Here is an 18,692-nt window from a genome sequence, read left to right as displayed (position 1 = left end):
GGCATGGACGTCGGAGGGCAGCATCGGTGATTCACGGACAGTCGGCCGACCACACCGGCCGCGGGCACGCCGTGGTGCTCGGAGCGAGCATGGGAGGGTTGCTCGCCGCGCGGATTCTCAGCGACTACTTCGGGAAGGTCACGCTCGTCGAGCGCGACGACCTGTCCGCACCCGGCAACCGCCGCGGGGTGCCGCAGGGCAGGCATGTGCACGCGCTGCTCGCCCGCGGCAAGCAGATCTTCGAGGAGCTGTTTCCCGGCATCACGGACGAGCTGCTGGCCGACGGCGCCCTGGAATGCCGGTCGTTGACGGAGATGCGGATGACCGTCGCGGGGCACACCCTCCGGCAATCCGACGGGGGTTACTCGCTGTTGCAAGCCAGCAGGCCGTTGCTCGAATGGCGAGTGCGCGAACGCGTGCGCGCACTGCCGAACGTCGAGGTGGCCGACCGTCGCACGGCCCTGGAACTGCTCTTCGACGCGAGTCGGAGCCGGGTGACCGGTGTACGGATCAGGCCGGACGGCGCGACTGCGGCCGAGGAGCTGCGCGCCGATCTGGTCGTGAGCTGCCTGGGGCGGCATGGGCCGGTCGACCGGTGGCTCGCCGATTCGGGCTACGAACGCCCCGTCGAGGAAGGGGTGCGGATCGACATGATGTACGCGAGCCGCTACGTGCGCCTTCCGGCCCGTGCCCTGGGCGAGAAGGAGATCGTGATCGCGAATCAGGATCCCGCGCGCGGATTGGCGCTGTTCGCCGTGGAGAACGGGACGCACATCCTCACCCTGATCGGCTACGGCGACGATCGTCCACCGACCGATTCCGACGGCTTCTGGCGGTTCGCCGCCTCGGTCGCACCGCCGGACGTGCGCGCCGCGCTGCTGGACGCCGAACCGCTCAGCGACGTCGGCACGTACCGATATCCGGCCAATCAGCGGCGTCGCTACGAGCGGCTGTCCCGATTTCCGCAGGGATTGCTGGTCTTCGGCGACGCGGTCTGTAGTTTCAGCCCGGCCTTCGGCCAGGGCATGACGGTCTCCGCCCTGCAGGCCGTGCACTTGCGTCGCGTGCTCGCGCAGGGCGACCACGATCTGGCTCGCCGCTATTTCCGCGCCGCCGCCACGGCTGTCGACGACCCGTGGACGATCACGAAGCTGTTCGACACGGCCATGCCGCATGTGGACGGGGGAGGGGCGCGGACCCGTGCGCTCGGCGCGCTGGCGCGGCTGGTCATGGCGGTCGGTGCGCAGGACGCGGCGGTCGCACGACAGATCGCACGCATAGCCGGGCTCCTGGACCGCCCGGCGGCGGTGTTGCGTCCGGCCGTTGTGCTCGGTGCGGCCAGGGGTGTCGGGGTCGTCGGCGTCGAACAGTTGCGCGCGTCGGCTCGCGCGGCGGTCGACCCGGCCGGTGTGGATATGTTCGACCCGATTCCGCACGGGCCCGCGCGCGGATTTCATCGCCTGGCAGTGCGATCGGTGGTCCGCGGCAGCGCCGACAGCGTCGTGATCGAATTCGATGTCCCGGCCGAACTCGCCGACCGGTATGCCTTCCGGGCCGGTCAGCATGTCGTAGTGCGGGGAACGAGTGGGGGCAGACAGATCCGGCGTAGCTATTCGCTGTGTGACGCGGCGGGATCGGGCAGGGTGCGGATCGGCGTCAAGCGCAGGGACGGCGGAGCATTCTCCGGCTATGCGATCGACCGTCTGACCGCCGGAACGGTATTGCACGTGTCCGAGCCGACCGGCCGCTTCACCCCGGATCCGGATCCCGAACGGCCACGGGCCTATGCCGCGGTCGCGGCGGGCAGTGGCATCACGCCGATCGCCTCGATCATCGCCACCATCCTCGAAACGGAACCGCACAGCACGTGCACGCTCCACTACGGCAGCCGGGACAGCGAGCACATCATGCTCGCCGATCACCTCGCCGCGCTCACGGATCGATTCGCCGGACGGCTGCGCATCACCCACCACCTGTCCCGCCGACTACCCGCGACACCGGCCCGAGCGAGCTCGGGGGTTGTCTTCCGCCGCGGACGTGTCGGGGCGTCCGAGGTCGCCGAGCAAGATGCCGACCGGTGGTTCCTGTGCGGCCCCGCGGATCTGGTCGCCGACGTGGTGGCGGCGCTCGGCCGCCGCGGCATCGAGCGGTCCCGAATCATGGTCGAACTGTTCGAGACCGAGGAGCCCACCGCGCCCGTGCCCGATGCCGACGCCCCGGTCAGCCGCGTCACGCTCACCGGGCACGGTGAAGACCTGCGCTTCGAGATGTCCCAGGGCCGCCCGGTTCTCGAAGCCGCGCTGCGCCATCGCGCGGACCTGCCCTATTCCTGCCTCGGCGGCTCGTGCGGAAGCTGTGTCGCCACGGTCGAGGCCGGACGCGTCGACATGCCTTCCGATCCGCTGTCGGCCCTCACCGAAGACGAGATCAGCCAGGGACGGGTGCTGGCCTGCCGCGCCGCCCCGCTCTCGAGCGAAGTGACCCTGCGCTTCGGTGAATGACGGCCGGGCTCGCCCGCGGCGTGACGGCCGCTCCGGGCGCGATCGGCGAGGCCGGGAACCCGGCTCCCAGGATTAGGATGATGATGTCACCGCGGGGGGTGCGCGGTCGGGACGTCTGCTTCGATCCGCAGGATCCACGGTGAAACGCCGCAGGTAGGAGCATACTGACGCGATGAACGAATCGGGCGACCGAATCGTGGACACGGCCGAGGGAGCGGTAGCCCGGGTGGTCGGCGCAGGCACACCGCAGACCACGGGGAGCTTCCGATTCTGGTTCGCCGATCAGCGGTGGGAGTGGTCGGACGAGGTCGCCGCGATGCACGGTTACGCGCCCGATTCGGTGACGCCGACGACCGAGTTGCTGCTCGCGCACAAGCACCCCGAGGACCGGGATCATGTCGCGGAGGCGATCGAGAAGTCGGTCCGCAACGCCGAACCGTTCTGCAGCCGCCACCGCATCGTCGACACCGCGGGAGCGCTGCACCACGTCCTCGTGCTGGGCGACACCATGACCGACAAGGACGGCACCGTCGTCGGCACCGCGGGCTACTACGTCGACCTGACCACCACGATCGCCGAGGAACGCCAGGATCTGCTCGACGGCACGCTGCCGAAACTGTTCCGGGCGCGCGCGCTGATCGAGCAGGCCAAAGGCGTGCTGATGCGGGTCTACCGGATCAACGCCGAACAGGCGTTCCACGTCTTGCAGTGGCGTTCGCAGGAGACCAACGTCAAGCTGCGCGACCTGGCCGCCCAGCTCATCGCCGAGATCGACCACCTGCCCCCGGCTCCACCCGCGGTGCAGACGGCCTTCGACCACATGCTGCTCACACTGCACGAGCGCATCCCGAAATCGTGAACTCCGCCGCGTCCTAGCGCCCTCGCAGCAGCGCGCCTGCTCCGTCGCGCAGCGCGGCCACGGCGTCGACCAGGACGATCTCGGCGCCGATCGCCAACGCGGCCACCGGAAGGGCTTCGTCGGCACGGCGCATTTCACCGGCCGCGGCGTTCGCCGCCGGGCCGAGCAACGGGTTCGGAGCGGTCCCGGCCAGCACCAGGCGGTCGCCCAGCGCCGCACTGTCCAGCAGTAGGCGCTCCACGGTGGCGGCGCGCAATGCCGTGGTGGTCGCGGCCAGCCCCGCCACCGCCAAGCCGTCCGGACGGTCGATCTCGGCGGCGAAGCGGTCGAGCACCCGGCGGTGGCGCTGTGCCGCCACCCGGTGCAGGATCTCGCGGACTTCCGCGTCGAGCGCCTTCGGGTCCGACCCCGGCAGTAGCGTGCCCGCTTCGGCCTCGACCACATCCCGGCCCTTCGCGTCGAACACCGCCCGCAGCTCCGTCCGGGCCCTGGCCTCTCCGGCGAGCACGACGACTTCCGCGTGCACGGTGTCGGCCAGCCGGTCCAGTTCCCCGGCGAACTCGCGGATATCGCGTCGCGTGGTGTTCTCGACCCGCTCCCGGATCGTGCGACGCGTCCAGTCCTCGCGCCGGATCTCCGGCGCCGGATGGCCGACGTCGCGCAGGGTCTCCTCCGCTTCGCCGCCGTGGCCGTCGAGAGCGTAGAGTTCCGAACTCACCCGGTCCACGAGCGCCACGACGTGCGGTATCTTCTCGGCCTGCACTTCGATGAGCGGCAGCAGGTAGGGCAGGGGTGACACCCGGACGATCTGGGCGTGCGGCGGGCTCGGCAAGCGCTCGTCGGCGAGCACCTCGGTCTCGTCGGCGATGAGCAGCCTGCCGCAGCGCCCGCGCGGCGGCGGGTGCAGTTCGATCGCCTGGGCGAGCAGCCGCCGGATCCGCGGGCGGGCTCCGCTGCGGTCCAATTCGGCGTCGATCGAGCGCCAGCGCAACTCGGTGCCACGACCGGCGTCTTCGGTGTCGTATGAGCTATCGAAACAGACCGAAGCGAAGGGACCGTGTCTTCGAATTATCCGGCGGAGATCGGCCATCGGTATCACCTGGTTTTCCTGGCTGTGGACGCCTGCACCGAGACGGGCGGCGGGAATCGGGCATCCACCCGGTCGGAGGGCGTCGATGCCCGGGTGACCTCGTCGTGTGTGCCCACAGCTTCGGTTCGGCGAACCATAGTCGGCGGGTACCCGGGTGCCTCGGGCCGAATCAGCCACCACGGATCCTCGCGCGGCCTCCCGGTATCGGCCACACTCATTGCGCGCGAGGGATTTCCGCCCTTTCCGAGGCCGTTGACGGGCTCGGGCCGCGCCTGATCGTCGCCGTTGCCGATGGTCACCGCACGATATCGGCCTCGCCGGTCCGTTCGGCAACCGTTCGGAATCGCGCAGCAGGCGTGATTTCGCGTTACGCGCTGTCGACGAGAGCGATCCGCCGCTCCGAGCGCCCGCGGATGCGGAGGGCGCCGCCACATCGGCACCCGCGAGCCCGCGTTCGCAGCCACGGCCTTCGGTGAGAGGGATAGGTGATTTTCGCTCGCTGCACTTTTTCGGTTTCGTGTAAGAAAGCCGGTCGAACGCATGTTTTCACTGATCAGCGGGTTGAATTGTAACCAAGCGACCGCTTGGTGTCCGAATCGTGAACCGTAAAGATCGGTTTGTTTCAGGTGTGCTGTGGTAAATGTTGGAGGTATCGGTGCGACAGCGCGGTCGTTCCGATAAATGGGGCGAGGAACCCGCGCTGCTCGATGTTCAGCCGATTCGACGCGCTCTGGCGCGAAACCACCGGCGCGCACGAACACGAGGGCTCTCCGCAAGTATGTGTGCGGCAACGTGCACCAGCGCAGAGGAACGTCATCGTGATCGAGAAACCCGAAGCGCCCGTCGCGGACGACGAAGAACGAGATCGGATCGTATGGCCCGACCCCAGCCCACTGAGCGGCTGGTGGGCCGAAGTCATGGCTCATCGCCGGATCACCCGGCCCCACACCTCCACCGCCGACCCGCGGCACAACTGACCGGACCGACGGGGTCGCCCGGCCTTCCGTGATGTGCGGACGGCCGGACCCCGACGATCCCGTAGGCGACGCCGCCGTCGGCAAGCGCGCCGTATTTGCCGGCCCTGCGCCGTTTTACGGCGCCTTCGTTCCAATCACGCCTGTGGAAAGTGTTTTCTCGGCCCCGGCCGACGTGTCGGCGGTGTAAATAGCTTGTTGCGGCAGTTGACTCGCGCGCCGCGAAAATTCGCCGAGCTTTTGCGACAAGCACTTCGAACCGTGCGAAATCGAAGGTTCGGCCCGAGTTCCGCTGTACCGCCGGGATCGAACTCCTCGTCCCGACCTGATCGTCCGCGAATTCCGGGCTCGTTCGGCGTGTCCGCCGCACGGTTGGCCGCGTCCCTTCCCGCTGCCGGTTCGCGCCAAGTCGCTCTGAGTGCCAACGGGTTTGGCGTCTGCTTCAATGGGTGGTCACATTCGGCGGAGGACACGGGGGCGTGATGTCCGGCACCAGAGCTGTCTCCTTTCGGGGAGTCGATGTGCTCGAAGATCTGCTGCGTTCGTTGGTACGGCGGCCGCCGCGCGGCGAGCGGATGCTGCCGATGGTGGGTCTGTGCGGCGATCTCGCCAATGTCGAAGCATGCCTGGACATGTTCGACGCGGCGCTCGGCGGCGCGGTGCACGTGGCCGCGAACGTCGACGCTCTCGACCCGTTGCCCGACGGTAGCTCCCTGGTCGAGGACACCACGCCGGGGCTGACCGCACTGCGCCGACTGCTCTACAACCTCTGCAAGGGTTTGTCGGCGGACCGCTTCGGGCGCCTGCGCCCGTTGCCTTTCCGGCGCTACCGGTTGGCCGAGTGGTTGATGGCTCGCAAGCTGAGTTCCGACAACGAACTGGACGAGCTGGCGACGTTGCTGCGCAGGGACTTCGGCCGGTGGGGCGAGGAATTGCTCGGCGAAGCCGAGGCCACGGTGGGCCCGGTGCAGCGAATCGTGCTGGGACTGTTGCGCATCGTGCTGCCGACTGCGGTGTTCCGGGCGCGCACCGGCGGCCGTATTCCCGGTGTGGGACGGGAGTTCCGGTGGTTCATGCGCCAGCAATACCTGGCCCCGGAACAGTCCAGCCAGTTCGTCGGATTCGCGCACCGCCTCACCGAGGGCGCCCGGCGCCACGAACACGCCGAGCATCTGGCCAAGCTGCTGGTGCACGCGTTTCTCGAAGACCTGCGCGTCGCCTACCGCCGGCGCTGGTGGAGTCTCGGCGCGGCACGGCGCACGACCTATCCGGTCGCGATCCTGCGCGCACTCGACGGCGAAGCCGGTCCCCGGGTGCTCGACCTGATCAACGACGTGCGCAACGAGACCGGCAAGGACGATCCGCTGCTGGTGGTGGCGGGCACCCGGACGCCGCCACCCGGCGTCACCGCGCGCCCGGCGTACCGGGTGCGGCGGCTGCATGAGATCTGGGTGGAGGAGTTGCCCGTCGAGCGGCAGCGGCAGCGCCCACGGGCCTGGCAGCTGTGGTTCGACGTGCCCGCGACCGGCCCGAACGACGACGAGCCCGACCCGTTCCGGCGCATCCAGCCCCCCGATCCGCCGTGGTGGGCGCGGCGGGCGGTGTCGGCGACCGCGATGTTCCTGGTGGTGGTGCTGGCGGTGGCGGCGGCCGGCTTCGCGACATGGCGACCGTGGCGTGCGAGCGCGCCCGCGTGCGCGCCCGTCGCGGCCGACCGGTGGGTGCGCGTCGTTCCCGTTGCGGACGGCAGTTGCGTGGGTTTCAGCGCCTACGATCCGGATGATCCCGCGACAGGCGGACGGGGCTTCCTGTTCGCGAGCGACGAGCCCGGCAGCCGCCGTCTGGTGGAGGTGCAGCGGCGGGTGTACAAACAGAATCTGCTGGCCGAGCAGCTGGCCAGGGAGCAGCCGGCGCGGCCGCTGTTCACCCTGGTGTACTTCGGCCAGCTCGCCGGCGTTCCGGGCGACTACCCGGCGCAGAGCGAGGACATCGAGGGCTTGGCGCTGGCGCAGTACGGCGCGCTGGAATCGGTCGCCTCGTCCGACACCCTCACGCCCGACACCGTCCCGCTGATCCGGCTGCTGCTGGCGAACACCGGTCCGGCCAATCTGCAGGGTCCGCAGGTCGTCGATCTGCTGAGGCCGCTGATCGGCGCCGAGCCGGGCATCGTCGGGGCGATCGGACTCGATCAGAGCCGGACGGCGACGCTGAGCATGATCAATTCGCTCACCGGCCTGGGCATTCCGATGGTGGCGCCCAGTCTGTCGGCCGACGAGATGGTGCTGTCCTCGCCGCTGTACTTCCAGATCGCCCCGCCCAACCATGCGATCGCCGACATGATCGAGCAGTACCTGAATTCGCTTCCCGGGGTGGCCGGGCGCGGCGTACGGATCTTCCACCGGCCCGACCCGACCGATCTCTACACCACGAACATGGCCGCCGACCTGCACATCCTGGCCAGGGGCGGGCGAACGATATGGGATGGCTCCTGGGACGTGCGCGAGGCATTCACCGGGGCGGACAACACCGACGCGTGTGACGACGTGCTGTTCTTCGCAGGCCGGGATTCGGAATTCCCCGACTTCCTGCAGAGCCTCAACCGAGCATGTGGCGACCAGCGGGTGCTGTTGATCGCGGACGATTCGGTCAACCGGTTCATGGCCAGCGCGGACCGGCGCAGGGCGGCCAACAGCGCGCGCCCGCTGGTCTACGTGGCGAAAGCGAGCCTGGTGACCTGCCGGAACAGAGGCCAGGGCCGACGCAGCCGGGTCGAGTTCTACCATCTCGCCACCACCGTGGATCCGGACATCCCGAGCTGGAACGCGTGCGCCGAAGCCGACAAACCGCTCGGCGAGCGCGTCCAGCTGCATCCGCTGGGGGAGCGGGTCGCGCTGACCTACGACGCGGTCGGATTGTTCGTGCGCGCCGTGCAATCGCTGGCCCCGGCCGTCTCGGGCGTGTGGACCGAGCCGATCCCGGTCAGCGCGGCCGCGGTATGGGCGGCGCTGCGTGATCTACCGCGGCAACCGGCCATCGAATCCAGCAGCGGCGTGCTGGACTTCTCGGTCAGCCAGGGCGCCCACGCGGGGCGGGTGGCGCACGACAAGTGGGTCGGCATGCTCAGTGTGGAGCAGATCTGGGATCCCTCGAGCACCGCCGAGCCCGTGATGGTCTACGGCTGTGGCCGGGCCACCGCCGACGACACCGCGCAGTGCCGTCCCTACCCGCTCGCGGGCGGCTGACCGGCCTCGACACGGCTCGGCTCCGACGTCGCGCTGAGTGGCTCGGCCAACTCCTCCAGCGAACGGCCCTCTGCCCGTACGCCGTAGGCCAGTTCGACCAACCCGGCCGCGAACATGGCGAGCGCGCCGATGACGAACGCCACGGCGGTCTTCCCGGGCTCGCCATCGGCGGTGAGTTCGGCGAACACCAACGGTCCCGCGACGCCGCCCGCGACGGTTCCGATCGCGTAGAAGAAGGCGATGGCCATGGCGCGGGTCTCCATCGGGAAGATCTCGCTGACCGTCAGGTAGGCGGCGCTGGCACCGCACGACGCGACGAACAGCACGGCGGTCCAGCAGGCGGTGAGGGTCGTCGCGGTCAGCTGACCGCCCGCGAAAAGCCATGCGGTGCCGAGCAGCAGCACGGCCGACCCGAGATAGCTGCCCGCGATCATCGGCTTGCGCCCGACCGTGTCGAACAGCTTGCCCAGCAGCAGCGGGCCGAGGAAGTTGCCGAAGCAGAGGATCGCGAAGTAGTAGCCGACCCGGTCGTCGGGGATATCGAAGGATTTGGACAAGATGAGCGCGTAGTTGAACGTGATGGCGTTGTAGAGGAATGCCTGCCCGATGAACAGCGACAAACCGAGCACGCCACGCCGTGGATAGCGCCGCACGATCACCTCCGCGATCTCGCGGAAGGAGATGCTCCGCCGCTGCCGGATCCGGATCCGCTGATCGGAGACGTCCGTCAGCGCGGCGTCCGCGTCCGCGCGGACGCGCTCCTCGATCGCGATGACGGTGCGCTCCGCGTCGTCTTCGTGGCCGTGGATGAACTGCCAGCGCGGACTCTCCGGGACATGCCTGCGCACCAGCAGGATGACCAGTCCGAACACGGCACCGAGCGCGAAGGTCAAGCGCCAGCCGACATTCGGTGCGAAGAGGTCGGTGTCGAGCGCGACGATGGACAGCAGCGCACCGCCGACGGCGCCGAGCCAGTAGGTGCCGTTGATGACGATGTCGATGCGCCCGCGGTACTGCTTCGGAATCAGCTCGTCGATGGCGGAATTGATGGCCGCGTATTCGCCGCCGATGCCGAATCCGGTAAGGAACCGGAAGAAGACGAACCACCACATCGAGAACGACAACGCCGTCATCGCGGTCGCGAACAGGTACACCGCCAGGGTCACCAAGAAGAGCTTCTTCCGGCCGAATCTGTCGGTAAGCCAACCGAAGAAGAGCGCGCCGGAGCCCGCGCCCGCGACGTACATCGCCGCGGCGAGACCGGAAACCTGTGCCGCCGTGATGTTCAGGCCGCTGCCCGGTTCCGACAGCCGGGCGGCCACGCTGCCGACGACGGTCACTTCGAGCCCGTCGAGGATCCAGACGGAGCCGAGCCCGATCACGATCATCCAGTGCCACCGCGACCAAGGCAGACGATCCAGCCTGGCCGGGATGTCGGTCGATATGGTCCGCACGGATCACCCCTTCGGAAGACTGACGGTCGGATACCCCGAGCCGCCCCGGCCAACCGCGCCGTGGGTTAGGCTCGGATCCTGAGTGAAACGTGTTCTAGAAAGTGGTCCGCGATGAAGACGATCTACGCGCTGTGGGGCGTGCGCGACCTGCTCGCAGCGGATCCGGCGCCGCGACTGACGGGGGCCGCGGCGGTGCAGGCGAACATCGCGGACGCGGCGGTCGAGGCGGCGATGTTGCGCATCACGACCTTCGACGCGCCGGTGCAGGCCGTAGTCAGCGTCTGGTGGGACGGGACGCCGCGCCCGGACGCGGCGGAACGAGCGCTGAGCGCCGTGGCCGAGCGGGTGGCGGGCTGGCACGTCGAGGAGGCGACTCCGATTCCGCCGCCGGTCACCACCGTGCGCGAGCGAGCGCCGGGCCTGTCGAACATCGCCTTCCTACGCAAACCGGATGACCTGTCGCAGGCCGACTGGCTGGACCGCTGGCGCAACCACCACACCGCGATCGCCATCGAGACCCAGGCGACGTTCGGCTACGTCCAGAACGTCGTGACCGGTCCCGCCACGGCCGGTGCGCCGGACATCGCCGGAATCGTGGAGGAGCTGTTCCCGATCGAGGCCCTCACCGATCCGCACGCGTTCTACGGCAGCGGCGGCGACGCGGCGGAGCTGGCGCGCCGCATCGAGCGGCTGATGACCAGCGTCGCGACCTTCGGCGGTGACCGGAACCTGGATGTCGTACCCACCAGCCGGTATCGGCTGCGCTGAGCGGTTCAGCGGCCGGGGGAACGTTCCGCCGATTCCCGCAATGCGACTCGGGCGGCGCGCACGACGGGATGGTCGCCCGCACCGCGCCGATAGGCGAGGCGGGTCCGCCGTCGCGTCGGCAGCGCGCCCAGCGTGACGCCCGCAGGGCGATCCCGCGTCCCGAATTCCGGGACGAGGGCGACTCCTTGACCGGCGGCGACGAGTGCGAGGACCGTGCCGAAGTCGTCGGCGTGATGCCGGATCCGGGGCGTGAAGCCCGCGGCCTCGCACGCGCGCACGGTCATCGTGTGGCACAGCGTGCCGGGAGTGCTCGCGATCCAGGCACTTTCGCGGTGCGCGGCGAGCGGTTCGGCCGATCGCGCCGCGAGATAGACGATCTCCTCGAACAGCGGCTCACTGTGCAATGCGGGATCGGCGGGGACCGGCACGTAGTCGTACTCCTGGATCAGCGCGACATCGAGGGTCTCGGCGCGCAGTGCGTCGGGCGCCAGCGCCGGATCCAGTTCGGTCACACGCAGTTCCAGCCGGGGGTGCGCGCTGCTCAGTGCGACGAGTGCGGGGGAGAGGATGGTCCGCACCGCGGTGGGGAACGCTCCGATGCGCAGCGTTCCGGTGAGTTCGGCGCGGGTCGTGGCCAGCTCGGCGCCGGCCTGTTCGAGCACCGCGAGAATCCGCTCGGTGTGCTGGACCAGGGCCACGGCCGCCGGGGTCAGCGTCACCCGCCGGCCGGTTCGCGTCAGCAGCGCCACGCCCGCCTCCCGTTCCAGGGCGGCGAGCTGCTGCGAGACCGCCGACGGCGTGTAGGCGAGGGCTTGCGCCACCGCGGCGATGGTCTGGCGATGCGACAGTTCCCGCAGCAGACGCAGTTTCCGGACATCGAGCATAAGTCGAGCTTATGGTCTGCGACAGGAACGTGAACTGGATCTGATGATTCGGTGCGGTCAGGCTGGTCGTCATGACACTCGCAGGTCTTCTCGTCCCCTTGGTCACGCCGTTCACGGCCGATGGCGGGCTCGCCGCGGGCGCGCTGGAGCGGCTCGCGCACGAGGTGCTCGACGACGGAGCGACCGGCATCGTCGCGCTCGGCACCACCGGGGAGCCCGCGACGTTGACGGCGCAGGAGCGGGCGCGAGTGGTCGACGTGTGCGCGGGCGTCTGCCGGGAACGCGACGCTCCGTTGCTGGTCGGCGTGGGATCGAACTCGACGGCGGCTTCCGTCGAGGCACTCGCCGGTCTCGATCCGGGCAGCACCGCGGCGCTCACCGTGGTCCCGTACTACACGCGACCGTCCGAGGCGGGTGTGCTCGCGCACTTCGGCCGGCTCGCCGCGGCGTCCCCGGTGCCGCTGGTCGTCTACCACATCCCGTATCGGACCGGGCTTTCCCTCGGCACCGACACCTTGCTGGCGCTCGCGGAAATGCCCGAGGTCATCGGCCTGAAGCATGCCGTCGGCGCCATCGATGAGGCAACCATCGCGCTGATGAGCGCGCGTCCCGCCGATTTCGCCGTGCTGGCGGGCGACGATCTGTTCGCCGCGCCGCTGCTGGCTCTCGGCGCCTCCGGCGCGATCGCTGCCTCCGCCGCCGTGCACACCTCGTCGTTCGCTGCCCTGGTCGCCGCGTGGCGCACCGGTCCGGTCGACCTGGCGCGGTCGCTCGGTCACCGGCTGGCGGTACTGTCGGCGGCGCTGTTCGCCGAACCCAATCCCGCGGTGATCAAAGCCGTGCTCGCGGCGCAGGGCCGCATACCGAGCGCGGCGGTACGGCTGCCGTTGCTGCCCGCGAGCGAGGCCGCGACCCGGGCCGCCTTGTCCGCGCTCGCGGAATTCCCGGCATCAGGAACGGACAATGACTGGTGTTGTGGCCGCGAAGGTGCAACGCTTAAACGGTGACACAACCTCCGGATACCCAGGCGGCTGGGCCCGACCCGTCGGCCGACAAATTGGACGCGGCCGTCTTCAAGGTCGCGGGCGTGGTCGTGCTCGGCGCGATCATGTCGATTCTCGACATCACCGTCGTCAGCGTCGCGATCCCGACCTTCCAACGCGAGTTCGACACGAGCTACGCCATCGCGGCGTGGACGATGACCGGCTACACGCTCGCGCTGGCCACCGTGATCCCGCTGACCGGGTGGGCGGCCGACCGCTTCGGCACCAAGCGGCTGTACATCATGGCTCTCACCTTCTTCGTGCTCGGCTCACTGCTGTGCAGCACGGCGTGGAACATCGAATCGCTGATCGCATTCCGCGTGATCCAGGGCTTGGGCGGCGGCATGCTGATGCCGCTGGGCATGACGATCATGACCCATGCCGCCGGTCCGCAGCGGGTCGGCAGGGTGATGGCGGTGCTCGGCGTGCCGATGCTGCTCGGCCCGATCGGCGGCCCGATCCTGGGCGGCTGGCTGATCGAGAACTTCAGCTGGCACTGGATCTTCTTGATCAACCTGCCGATCGGCGTGGTCGCCTTGTCGCTCGCGATCATCTTGCTGCCCGGCGACAAGCCGGAGCCGTCGGAGTCGTTCGACTTCATCGGCATGCTGCTGGCCTCGCCCGGCCTCGCGCTGTTCCTGTTCGGCGTCTCCTCGATCCCGGGGGAGGGAACCGTGCTGGCGGCGAAGGTGCTGATTCCGGCCGCCGTCGGCGCGCTGCTGATGGCCGCGTTCGTATTCCACGCGCTGCGCACCGAGCACCCGCTGATCGATCTGCACCTGTTCGGTAACCGGTCGCTGACCTTCGCGGTGCTCACGATGGTGCTGTTCGCCATCGCGTTCTTCGGAGCGGGCCTGCTGCTGCCGACCTACCTGCAACAGGTGCGCGGCGAGTCGGCGCTGCAAGCCGGTCTGCTGATCGCGCCGCAGGGCATCGGCGCGATGCTCAGCATGCCGATCGCGGGCCGTTTCGTGGACAAGATCGGTCCGGGCAAGATCGTGCTCGTCGGTATCACGCTGATCTCGATCGGGACGGCGTACTTCATCCAGCTCGACGCCGACAGCTCGTACCTCCCCATGATCGGCGCCCTGTTCGTGATGGGCCTCGGCATGGGCTGCACCATGATGCCGATCATGACCGCGGCGATCCAGACCCTGACCCACCAGCAGGTGGCTCGCGGGTCGACGCTGATGAACATCGTCAACCAGACCGCCGGTTCGATCGGCACGGCGACGATGTCGGTGGTGCTGACCAACCTGCTGAACAACCAGCCGCTCGCGCGTCCGGCGATTGCGTCGAACTTCGATCCCGGCCTGGCGAGCCAGCTTCCGCCGGGGGCCGTCGACACCGGTCTCCAGCAGGCCGCGGAAGCGTTCAGCCACACCTATGTGGTGGCGCTGGTGCTGATCGTGCTCACCCTGATCCCGGCATCCTTCCTGCCACGCACGAAGCCGAAGAACCCGGAGGCGGTCGACGCCGCCACGGTGGTACACGCCTAGGTGTACCCGTCCCGAGATCGCTTGTCCGTCAGGCGATCTCGGGACGATGTCGGCCGGTTGCCGCCCGATCGCCCCGTGCATCCACGCCGGGGACGCGTCCCTGGCAGCTGGTCGGGTCCGGTCGAGGACGATCCGGACGACCGGGCCCCGTCACCTGATCGGCGAGATGAATCCCGTCCGCTGCCGCTGCGTGCGGCACCGGTGTGCGTTCCGGTCACCGACGGCTTCGAAGGCCGTCGAACACGATCTCCGCGGCACGCCGCCACGACGGCGAGCCGGTGGTCTCCCCGAGCAGCGACAGCGCCCACACCAAGTCGACGACGTCCTCGTCGGTCGCGTCGGCGCGCAGCGCACCGTCTTCCCGGACGCGCGCGAGAACCGCGGACAGCTGCGACATTCCGCGATGGCAAGCCTCCGCCAGCCGAGCCGCCGCGGGATGATCCCCGGTGAACGCTTCGAGCAACCCGCGATCGGCGGTCAGCCGGATGAGCAGGTCTTCCACGAAGCCGGTGAACGCCGTCCACGCGTCCGGCTCGGCCGCGGCGCGGGCGGCGATCTCGTCCACGGCCGCCAGGCGTGGCGGCAGGAGGGCGTCGATCAACGTGTCGCGGGTCGGGAAATGGTTGTACAGCGTTCCGATGCTGACGCCCGCCCGCCGCGCGATCTCCTCCAGAGAGCCCTCGAGGCCCTGCTCGGTGAACACATCGGCCGCGTGCCGCAGCAATTTCTCGCGATTGCGGGCGGCGTCCCGGCGCAGCGGTTTGGTCACGCGGCCATTCTACAAAACTGAGGGAAGCCTCGATTTCATGCTACCGTGATAAATCGAGGGGGGCCTCAGATTCAAGGAGTGCGTATGGCGCAGCACGCAACCGCAGTGATCGTCGGCGTCGGGCCCGGCCTCGGGATGTCGATGGCCCGCCGTTTCGGCCGGGAAGGATTCCGCATCGCGCTGGTCTCGCGCAGCGACGCGAGGCACGCGGCCTACCTGGCCGACCTGGCGGCGCGCGGTATCGACGCCACCGCCCACGTCGCGGACGTCACCGATCGCCCGCGGCTCGGCGCGGTACTCGCCGACATCCGCCGCGACGGCCCGATCGGAGTGCTCTATTACGGGCCGGGGCCGACACAGCGGCCGGTGCCGATCACCGATATCGACGCCGAGACGGCGCGATCGGCCTTCGAGTGGGTATGGCCTGCGGTGGACGTGGTGAGCGACGTGCTGCCCGGCATGCTCGACCGCGGGGACGGTGCGTTGCTCTTCGCCGGGGGCCTTTCCAGTGTCCGCCCCATGCCCATGCTCGGTCACCTCGCCCTCGCGACCGCCGCGCTGCGCAATTACGCGCTCACCCTCAACGCGGCCCTGGCCGGGCGCGACCTCTACGCGGGCACCCTCACCATCGGCGGTCTCGTGGAGCGCGGGGACATCCACGCCATGGTCACCGCCGACCCTGCGCGCTTCGGCAGCGTGGAAGGCCACACTCTCGATCCGGACGACTTGGCCGACACCGCGTGGAACATGTATCGCAGCCGCGACCGGGCCGAGGAGATCTTCGACGCCCTCGGCGGATGACGGCCGGGCTCAGCCGTAGAGTGCGATGAAGCGGTCCAGGGAGCGCTCGATATCGCCTTTGACCGCGCGGGCCACACCGGATCCGATCGGACCGAACAGCGGCGCGCCGCCGAGTTCGATGTCGACGGTGACCTCCGAGCCGGAGCCTTTCGGCGCGACGAGCAGTTGCAGGCCCAGTTTGGTGCCGCCCTTGCCCGCGCCGGTCAGTTGCAGGCGGCGCGGGGGCTCGGCGGCGCACACCGTCCAGGTGACCCGGTTGCGCAGGCCCTTCACCGAGGCGATGCCGACCAGTCGGGTGCCGACGGTCAACTCGGCGGGAACCTCACCGCGCCAGGCTTCGTGCATGGTCAGCCATTTGTCGAGTTCGGCGAGGTTGGAGGTGTGCGTCCAGGCCTCCTCGGGCGAGATCGGGACGTCGACCGAGACCTTCAGCTTTGCCATGGGCGCATGGTATCCGGCCGGTGGCGCACCCGGTCGAATTCGAACGCCCGCCAATACGATTGTGGACAGACCGGTGAACACCCATTCCGCCTGCCGAGTTCCGGCGCCCGGCCCGCACGGCCGCTGCGCCGCCGGTGCCGTTTCCGGTGCTCATCCCGGGTGCGGGCCCGTACCCAGGGCGAACGTCCGCGGGTTGCACCGCAGCCCAACATTATTGCGCAGCTATGTCGCGATCCCCGGCACGCATCGTCCCAGCTCCGGGAAAACGGAAAGTGTCGATGGGATCGGCAGAGACTTCGTTGGAATGCTGCTAATGTGCGTTTGGTCGGGTTCTGGTTACCGTTCGGATACGATCCGGGCGGTCGGCGATTGACGTGTAATCGCCTGTCCTGCGGGCACTGTGCGGTAGGCACTCTCGGTGAGTGCCGGTGCCGTCGCGGGGTTCCGGTACTCCGACGCGGACCCCACCGACCGGTCCGTTCATGGTCGGCAGGCGAGGGAAGGCGAGCGAAGCAGGATGGCAGTGGGCCGATTCCTCGAGACCAGTCAACGACGAAAGAACTGATGAATCAAGATATCGCCGTGGTGCTTTCATGGATCCTCGCCGCCGCTTTGGTGATCGCCGTAGCGGGGGCGTTGTACGCAGTGCAGTATGCCAGGGCTCAACGGGCCAAGCTCGAGGCTGTGAGCAGGGAACAGCGCGCGACGGAGGACACGCTCGAGCGGTTCGCCGCCACCACGCTGCCCGCGGTGGCCGAGTCGATCCGCCGGTTCGAGTCGCAGGTGCCCCCGGTCGAAGTCCAGGCGGGGATGGAGAATTCACGGCTCGCGCAGATCCTGCGGTGGATCTCCGAGCGGTACGCCGACGATCTGAGCCTGATGCGCTCGGAGACCAGGGACCTGACCAACAACGAGGCGCAGCAGGCGATCAAGGCCGCCGAGGAGTCCGCGCGCACCGAGGTCGCCTCGGCGTCGCGCCAGGCGACCAGCGCCGCGGTGCGCTCGTTCGGTACCTCCGTGGTCAGTCTCGGCGCGGATGTCAGCCAGGTGGTGAGCGCCGCGCTGCGTGAGCATCGCGACGACGCGGTGTACGAAACCCTCACCCGCATCGACCACACCGTGCAGCAGATGATCCGTCAGGCGCAGTCCTATGTGATCGTCTGCGGTGGTCTGCCCGGCCGTCGCTGGCCCGCGCAGACGCTGACCGACGTGGTCGGTGGCGCCATCGGCCGCGTCCGCGAATACCTGCGGGTGCGGCCCAACCAGCTCGATCGCGTCGTGATCAGCCGCGCGGTGGAACCGCTCGTGCACACGCTGGCGACCCTGCTGGACAACGCGTTGCGGTACTCCCCGCCGACTTCCTACGTGGACGTCAACTTCCAAGAGGGCCATCACGGCGTCACCGTCATCATCGATGACGCGGGCGTGCGGATGAACGCCGAGCAGATGGAGGAGGCCCGCCAGGTGCTCGCGCACGAGCGGCCCGTCGACATCCACCAGCTCGGCCCCTCGCCGAAGGTCGGCTTCCCGGGTATCGCCGCGCTGGCCCGTCGCTACGGTTTCACCGTCTACATCGACGGCCCGAACGTCTACGGCGGCATGCGCGCGATGGTCTACATCCCGGAGTCGCTGCTGGTCACCCCGCAGAACGTCCAGGAGGTCGCGCCCGTGGCCGAGGCCAAACCGGAGCCGGTGACGGTTCCCGCGCAGGACGCGCCGAGCGAGCAGCCCGGCGAGGACGAGCACTCGCTGACGGTGAGTGAGATCACCAGCGGCGGGTTACCCAAGCGACGACGCAGGACGGTCGCGCTCGCCCCGGTCGGGCCGCGCACCGAACCGGGCCTCGCTCGCCCCGAGGTCGCAGCAGCTTGGCATACCGGCTCCAAGAGCGGCCGCGCCGCCGCATCTGATGACACGGAAGGGATGACATCCTGATGGCCACACCCGTGACCGACAGCAGCAACAAACTGGGCTGGCTACTCGAAGATCTCAGCATCACGGGTGTGCGGTTCGCGGTGTTGCTGTCCGACGACGGCCTGCGGATCGCGCACTCCACGGGGATCGCGCGCGACGAGGCGGAGCGCTTCGCCGCGGCGGCCTCCGGCCTGCGCTCACTCGGCAAGGCGCTCGGCGAGTTCTGTGGTGATTCCGCGAATGGCGTCCGGCAGAACATGACCGAGTACGACCAGGGAATGATCCTCATCACCGCGGCGGGCGAGGGCGCGTTACTCGGCGTCGCGACCACCAACGAGATCGACGTGGGCCTCGTCGCCCACCGGATGAACGAGTTGGCCGGCCGGGTCGGACGCGAGCTCGGCAGCCAGCCGCGTAGGCGCGTAGACGGCAGCGAAATGCCATGATCGAGCG

General features: G+C 69.1%; 15 protein-coding genes. 10 read left to right on the top strand and 5 right to left on the bottom strand.

Features of this window, described 5'->3' with window-relative positions:
* The first annotated feature begins 26 nt into the window (after positions 1–26).
* Together ABZ803_RS19065 and ABZ803_RS19060 are read left to right on the top strand one after the other, a co-directional pair.
* Positions 27–2,501: a 2Fe-2S iron-sulfur cluster-binding protein gene (locus ABZ803_RS19065; RefSeq protein ID WP_357039535.1), complete on the top strand. Its 2,475-nt coding sequence runs from the start codon at positions 27–29 to the stop codon at positions 2,499–2,501.
* 172 nt (positions 2,502–2,673) lie between these two features.
* Positions 2,674–3,360 carry a PAS and ANTAR domain-containing protein gene (locus ABZ803_RS19060; protein ID WP_357039532.1) on the top strand — a complete coding sequence of 229 codons (687 nt, stop codon included), beginning with the start codon at positions 2,674–2,676 and terminating at the stop codon, positions 3,358–3,360.
* Positions 3,361–3,373: 13 nt separating this feature from the next.
* Here the strand turns inward: ABZ803_RS19060 and ABZ803_RS19055 are convergent, their stop codons facing one another.
* The gene (locus tag ABZ803_RS19055; RefSeq protein WP_357039529.1) at positions 3,374–4,450 is read right to left on the bottom strand and encodes a hypothetical protein; all 1,077 of its coding nucleotides are present in this window, start codon (positions 4,448–4,450) and stop codon (positions 3,374–3,376) included.
* 818 nt (positions 4,451–5,268) lie between these two features.
* Between ABZ803_RS19055 and ABZ803_RS19050 the strand changes: the two genes are divergently transcribed.
* Both ABZ803_RS19050 and ABZ803_RS19045 read left to right on the top strand, forming a co-directional pair.
* Positions 5,269–5,427 carry a hypothetical protein gene (locus tag ABZ803_RS19050; protein WP_157106603.1) on the top strand — a complete coding sequence of 53 codons (159 nt, stop codon included), beginning with the start codon at positions 5,269–5,271 and terminating at the stop codon, positions 5,425–5,427.
* A 518-nt stretch (positions 5,428–5,945) separates the two neighbouring features.
* Positions 5,946–8,666: a hypothetical protein gene (locus ABZ803_RS19045; RefSeq protein WP_357039526.1), complete on the top strand. Its 2,721-nt coding sequence runs from the start codon at positions 5,946–5,948 to the stop codon at positions 8,664–8,666.
* Here the strand turns inward: ABZ803_RS19045 and ABZ803_RS19040 are convergent.
* Entirely contained in the window at positions 8,645–10,120 is a 1,476-nt protein-coding gene (locus ABZ803_RS19040; RefSeq protein WP_357039523.1) for an MFS transporter, read from the bottom strand. The two genes, ABZ803_RS19045 and ABZ803_RS19040, sit on opposite strands and share 22 nt — an antisense overlap.
* 111 nt (positions 10,121–10,231) lie before the next feature.
* Here ABZ803_RS19040 and ABZ803_RS19035 point away from each other — a divergent pair, with 111 nt between their 5' ends.
* Entirely contained in the window at positions 10,232–10,888 is a 657-nt protein-coding gene (locus tag ABZ803_RS19035) for a hypothetical protein (protein WP_357039520.1), read from the top strand.
* Positions 10,889–10,893: 5 nt separating this feature from the next.
* Here ABZ803_RS19035 and ABZ803_RS19030 read toward each other — a convergent pair whose 3' ends face one another.
* The gene (locus tag ABZ803_RS19030) at positions 10,894–11,772 is read right to left on the bottom strand and encodes a LysR substrate-binding domain-containing protein (RefSeq protein WP_357039517.1); all 879 of its coding nucleotides are present in this window, start codon (positions 11,770–11,772) and stop codon (positions 10,894–10,896) included.
* A 71-nt stretch (positions 11,773–11,843) separates the two neighbouring features.
* Here ABZ803_RS19030 and dapA point away from each other — a divergent pair, with 71 nt between their 5' ends.
* Positions 11,844–12,779 carry a 4-hydroxy-tetrahydrodipicolinate synthase gene (gene dapA / locus ABZ803_RS19025; protein WP_357039514.1) on the top strand — a complete coding sequence of 312 codons (936 nt, stop codon included), beginning with the start codon at positions 11,844–11,846 and terminating at the stop codon, positions 12,777–12,779.
* Complete coding sequence (locus tag ABZ803_RS19020) at positions 12,776–14,314, top strand: DHA2 family efflux MFS transporter permease subunit (RefSeq protein ID WP_357039511.1); 1,539 nt, start codon at positions 12,776–12,778, stop codon at positions 14,312–14,314. Before dapA ends, ABZ803_RS19020 begins: the two co-directional genes overlap by 4 nt.
* A gap of 214 nt (positions 14,315–14,528) precedes the next feature.
* Here ABZ803_RS19020 and ABZ803_RS19015 read toward each other — a convergent pair whose 3' ends face one another.
* A complete protein-coding gene (locus ABZ803_RS19015; protein WP_357039508.1) occupies positions 14,529–15,083 on the bottom strand; it encodes a helix-turn-helix domain-containing protein in 555 nt (184 codons plus the stop codon).
* 84 nt (positions 15,084–15,167) lie between these two features.
* On the opposite strand from ABZ803_RS19015, the gene ABZ803_RS19010 reads away from it, so the two are divergent.
* Complete coding sequence (locus tag ABZ803_RS19010) at positions 15,168–15,884, top strand: SDR family NAD(P)-dependent oxidoreductase (protein ID WP_357039505.1); 717 nt, start codon at positions 15,168–15,170, stop codon at positions 15,882–15,884.
* A gap of 9 nt (positions 15,885–15,893) precedes the next feature.
* Here the strand turns inward: ABZ803_RS19010 and ABZ803_RS19005 are convergent, their stop codons facing one another.
* Positions 15,894–16,325, bottom strand: coding sequence for an SRPBCC family protein (locus tag ABZ803_RS19005; protein ID WP_357039502.1), 432 nt, complete (start codon positions 16,323–16,325; stop codon positions 15,894–15,896).
* A 564-nt stretch (positions 16,326–16,889) separates the two neighbouring features.
* Here ABZ803_RS19005 and ABZ803_RS19000 point away from each other — a divergent pair.
* Positions 16,890–18,260: a sensor histidine kinase gene (locus ABZ803_RS19000; protein ID WP_357039499.1), complete on the top strand. Its 1,371-nt coding sequence runs from the start codon at positions 16,890–16,892 to the stop codon at positions 18,258–18,260.
* Positions 18,260–18,685, top strand: a complete 426-nt coding sequence (locus tag ABZ803_RS18995) for a roadblock/LC7 domain-containing protein (RefSeq protein ID WP_357039496.1) — start codon at positions 18,260–18,262, stop codon at positions 18,683–18,685. The genes ABZ803_RS19000 and ABZ803_RS18995 overlap by 1 nt, the downstream gene beginning before the upstream one ends.
* Positions 18,686–18,692: the final 7 nt, after the last annotated feature.

This window comes from Nocardia sp. NPDC047648 (assembly GCF_040642815.1).
In the GTDB taxonomy this organism is placed as follows: Bacteria; Actinomycetota; Actinomycetes; order Mycobacteriales; family Mycobacteriaceae; genus Nocardia; species Nocardia gamkensis.
This window is presented reverse-complemented; position numbering and strand designations above follow the sequence as displayed.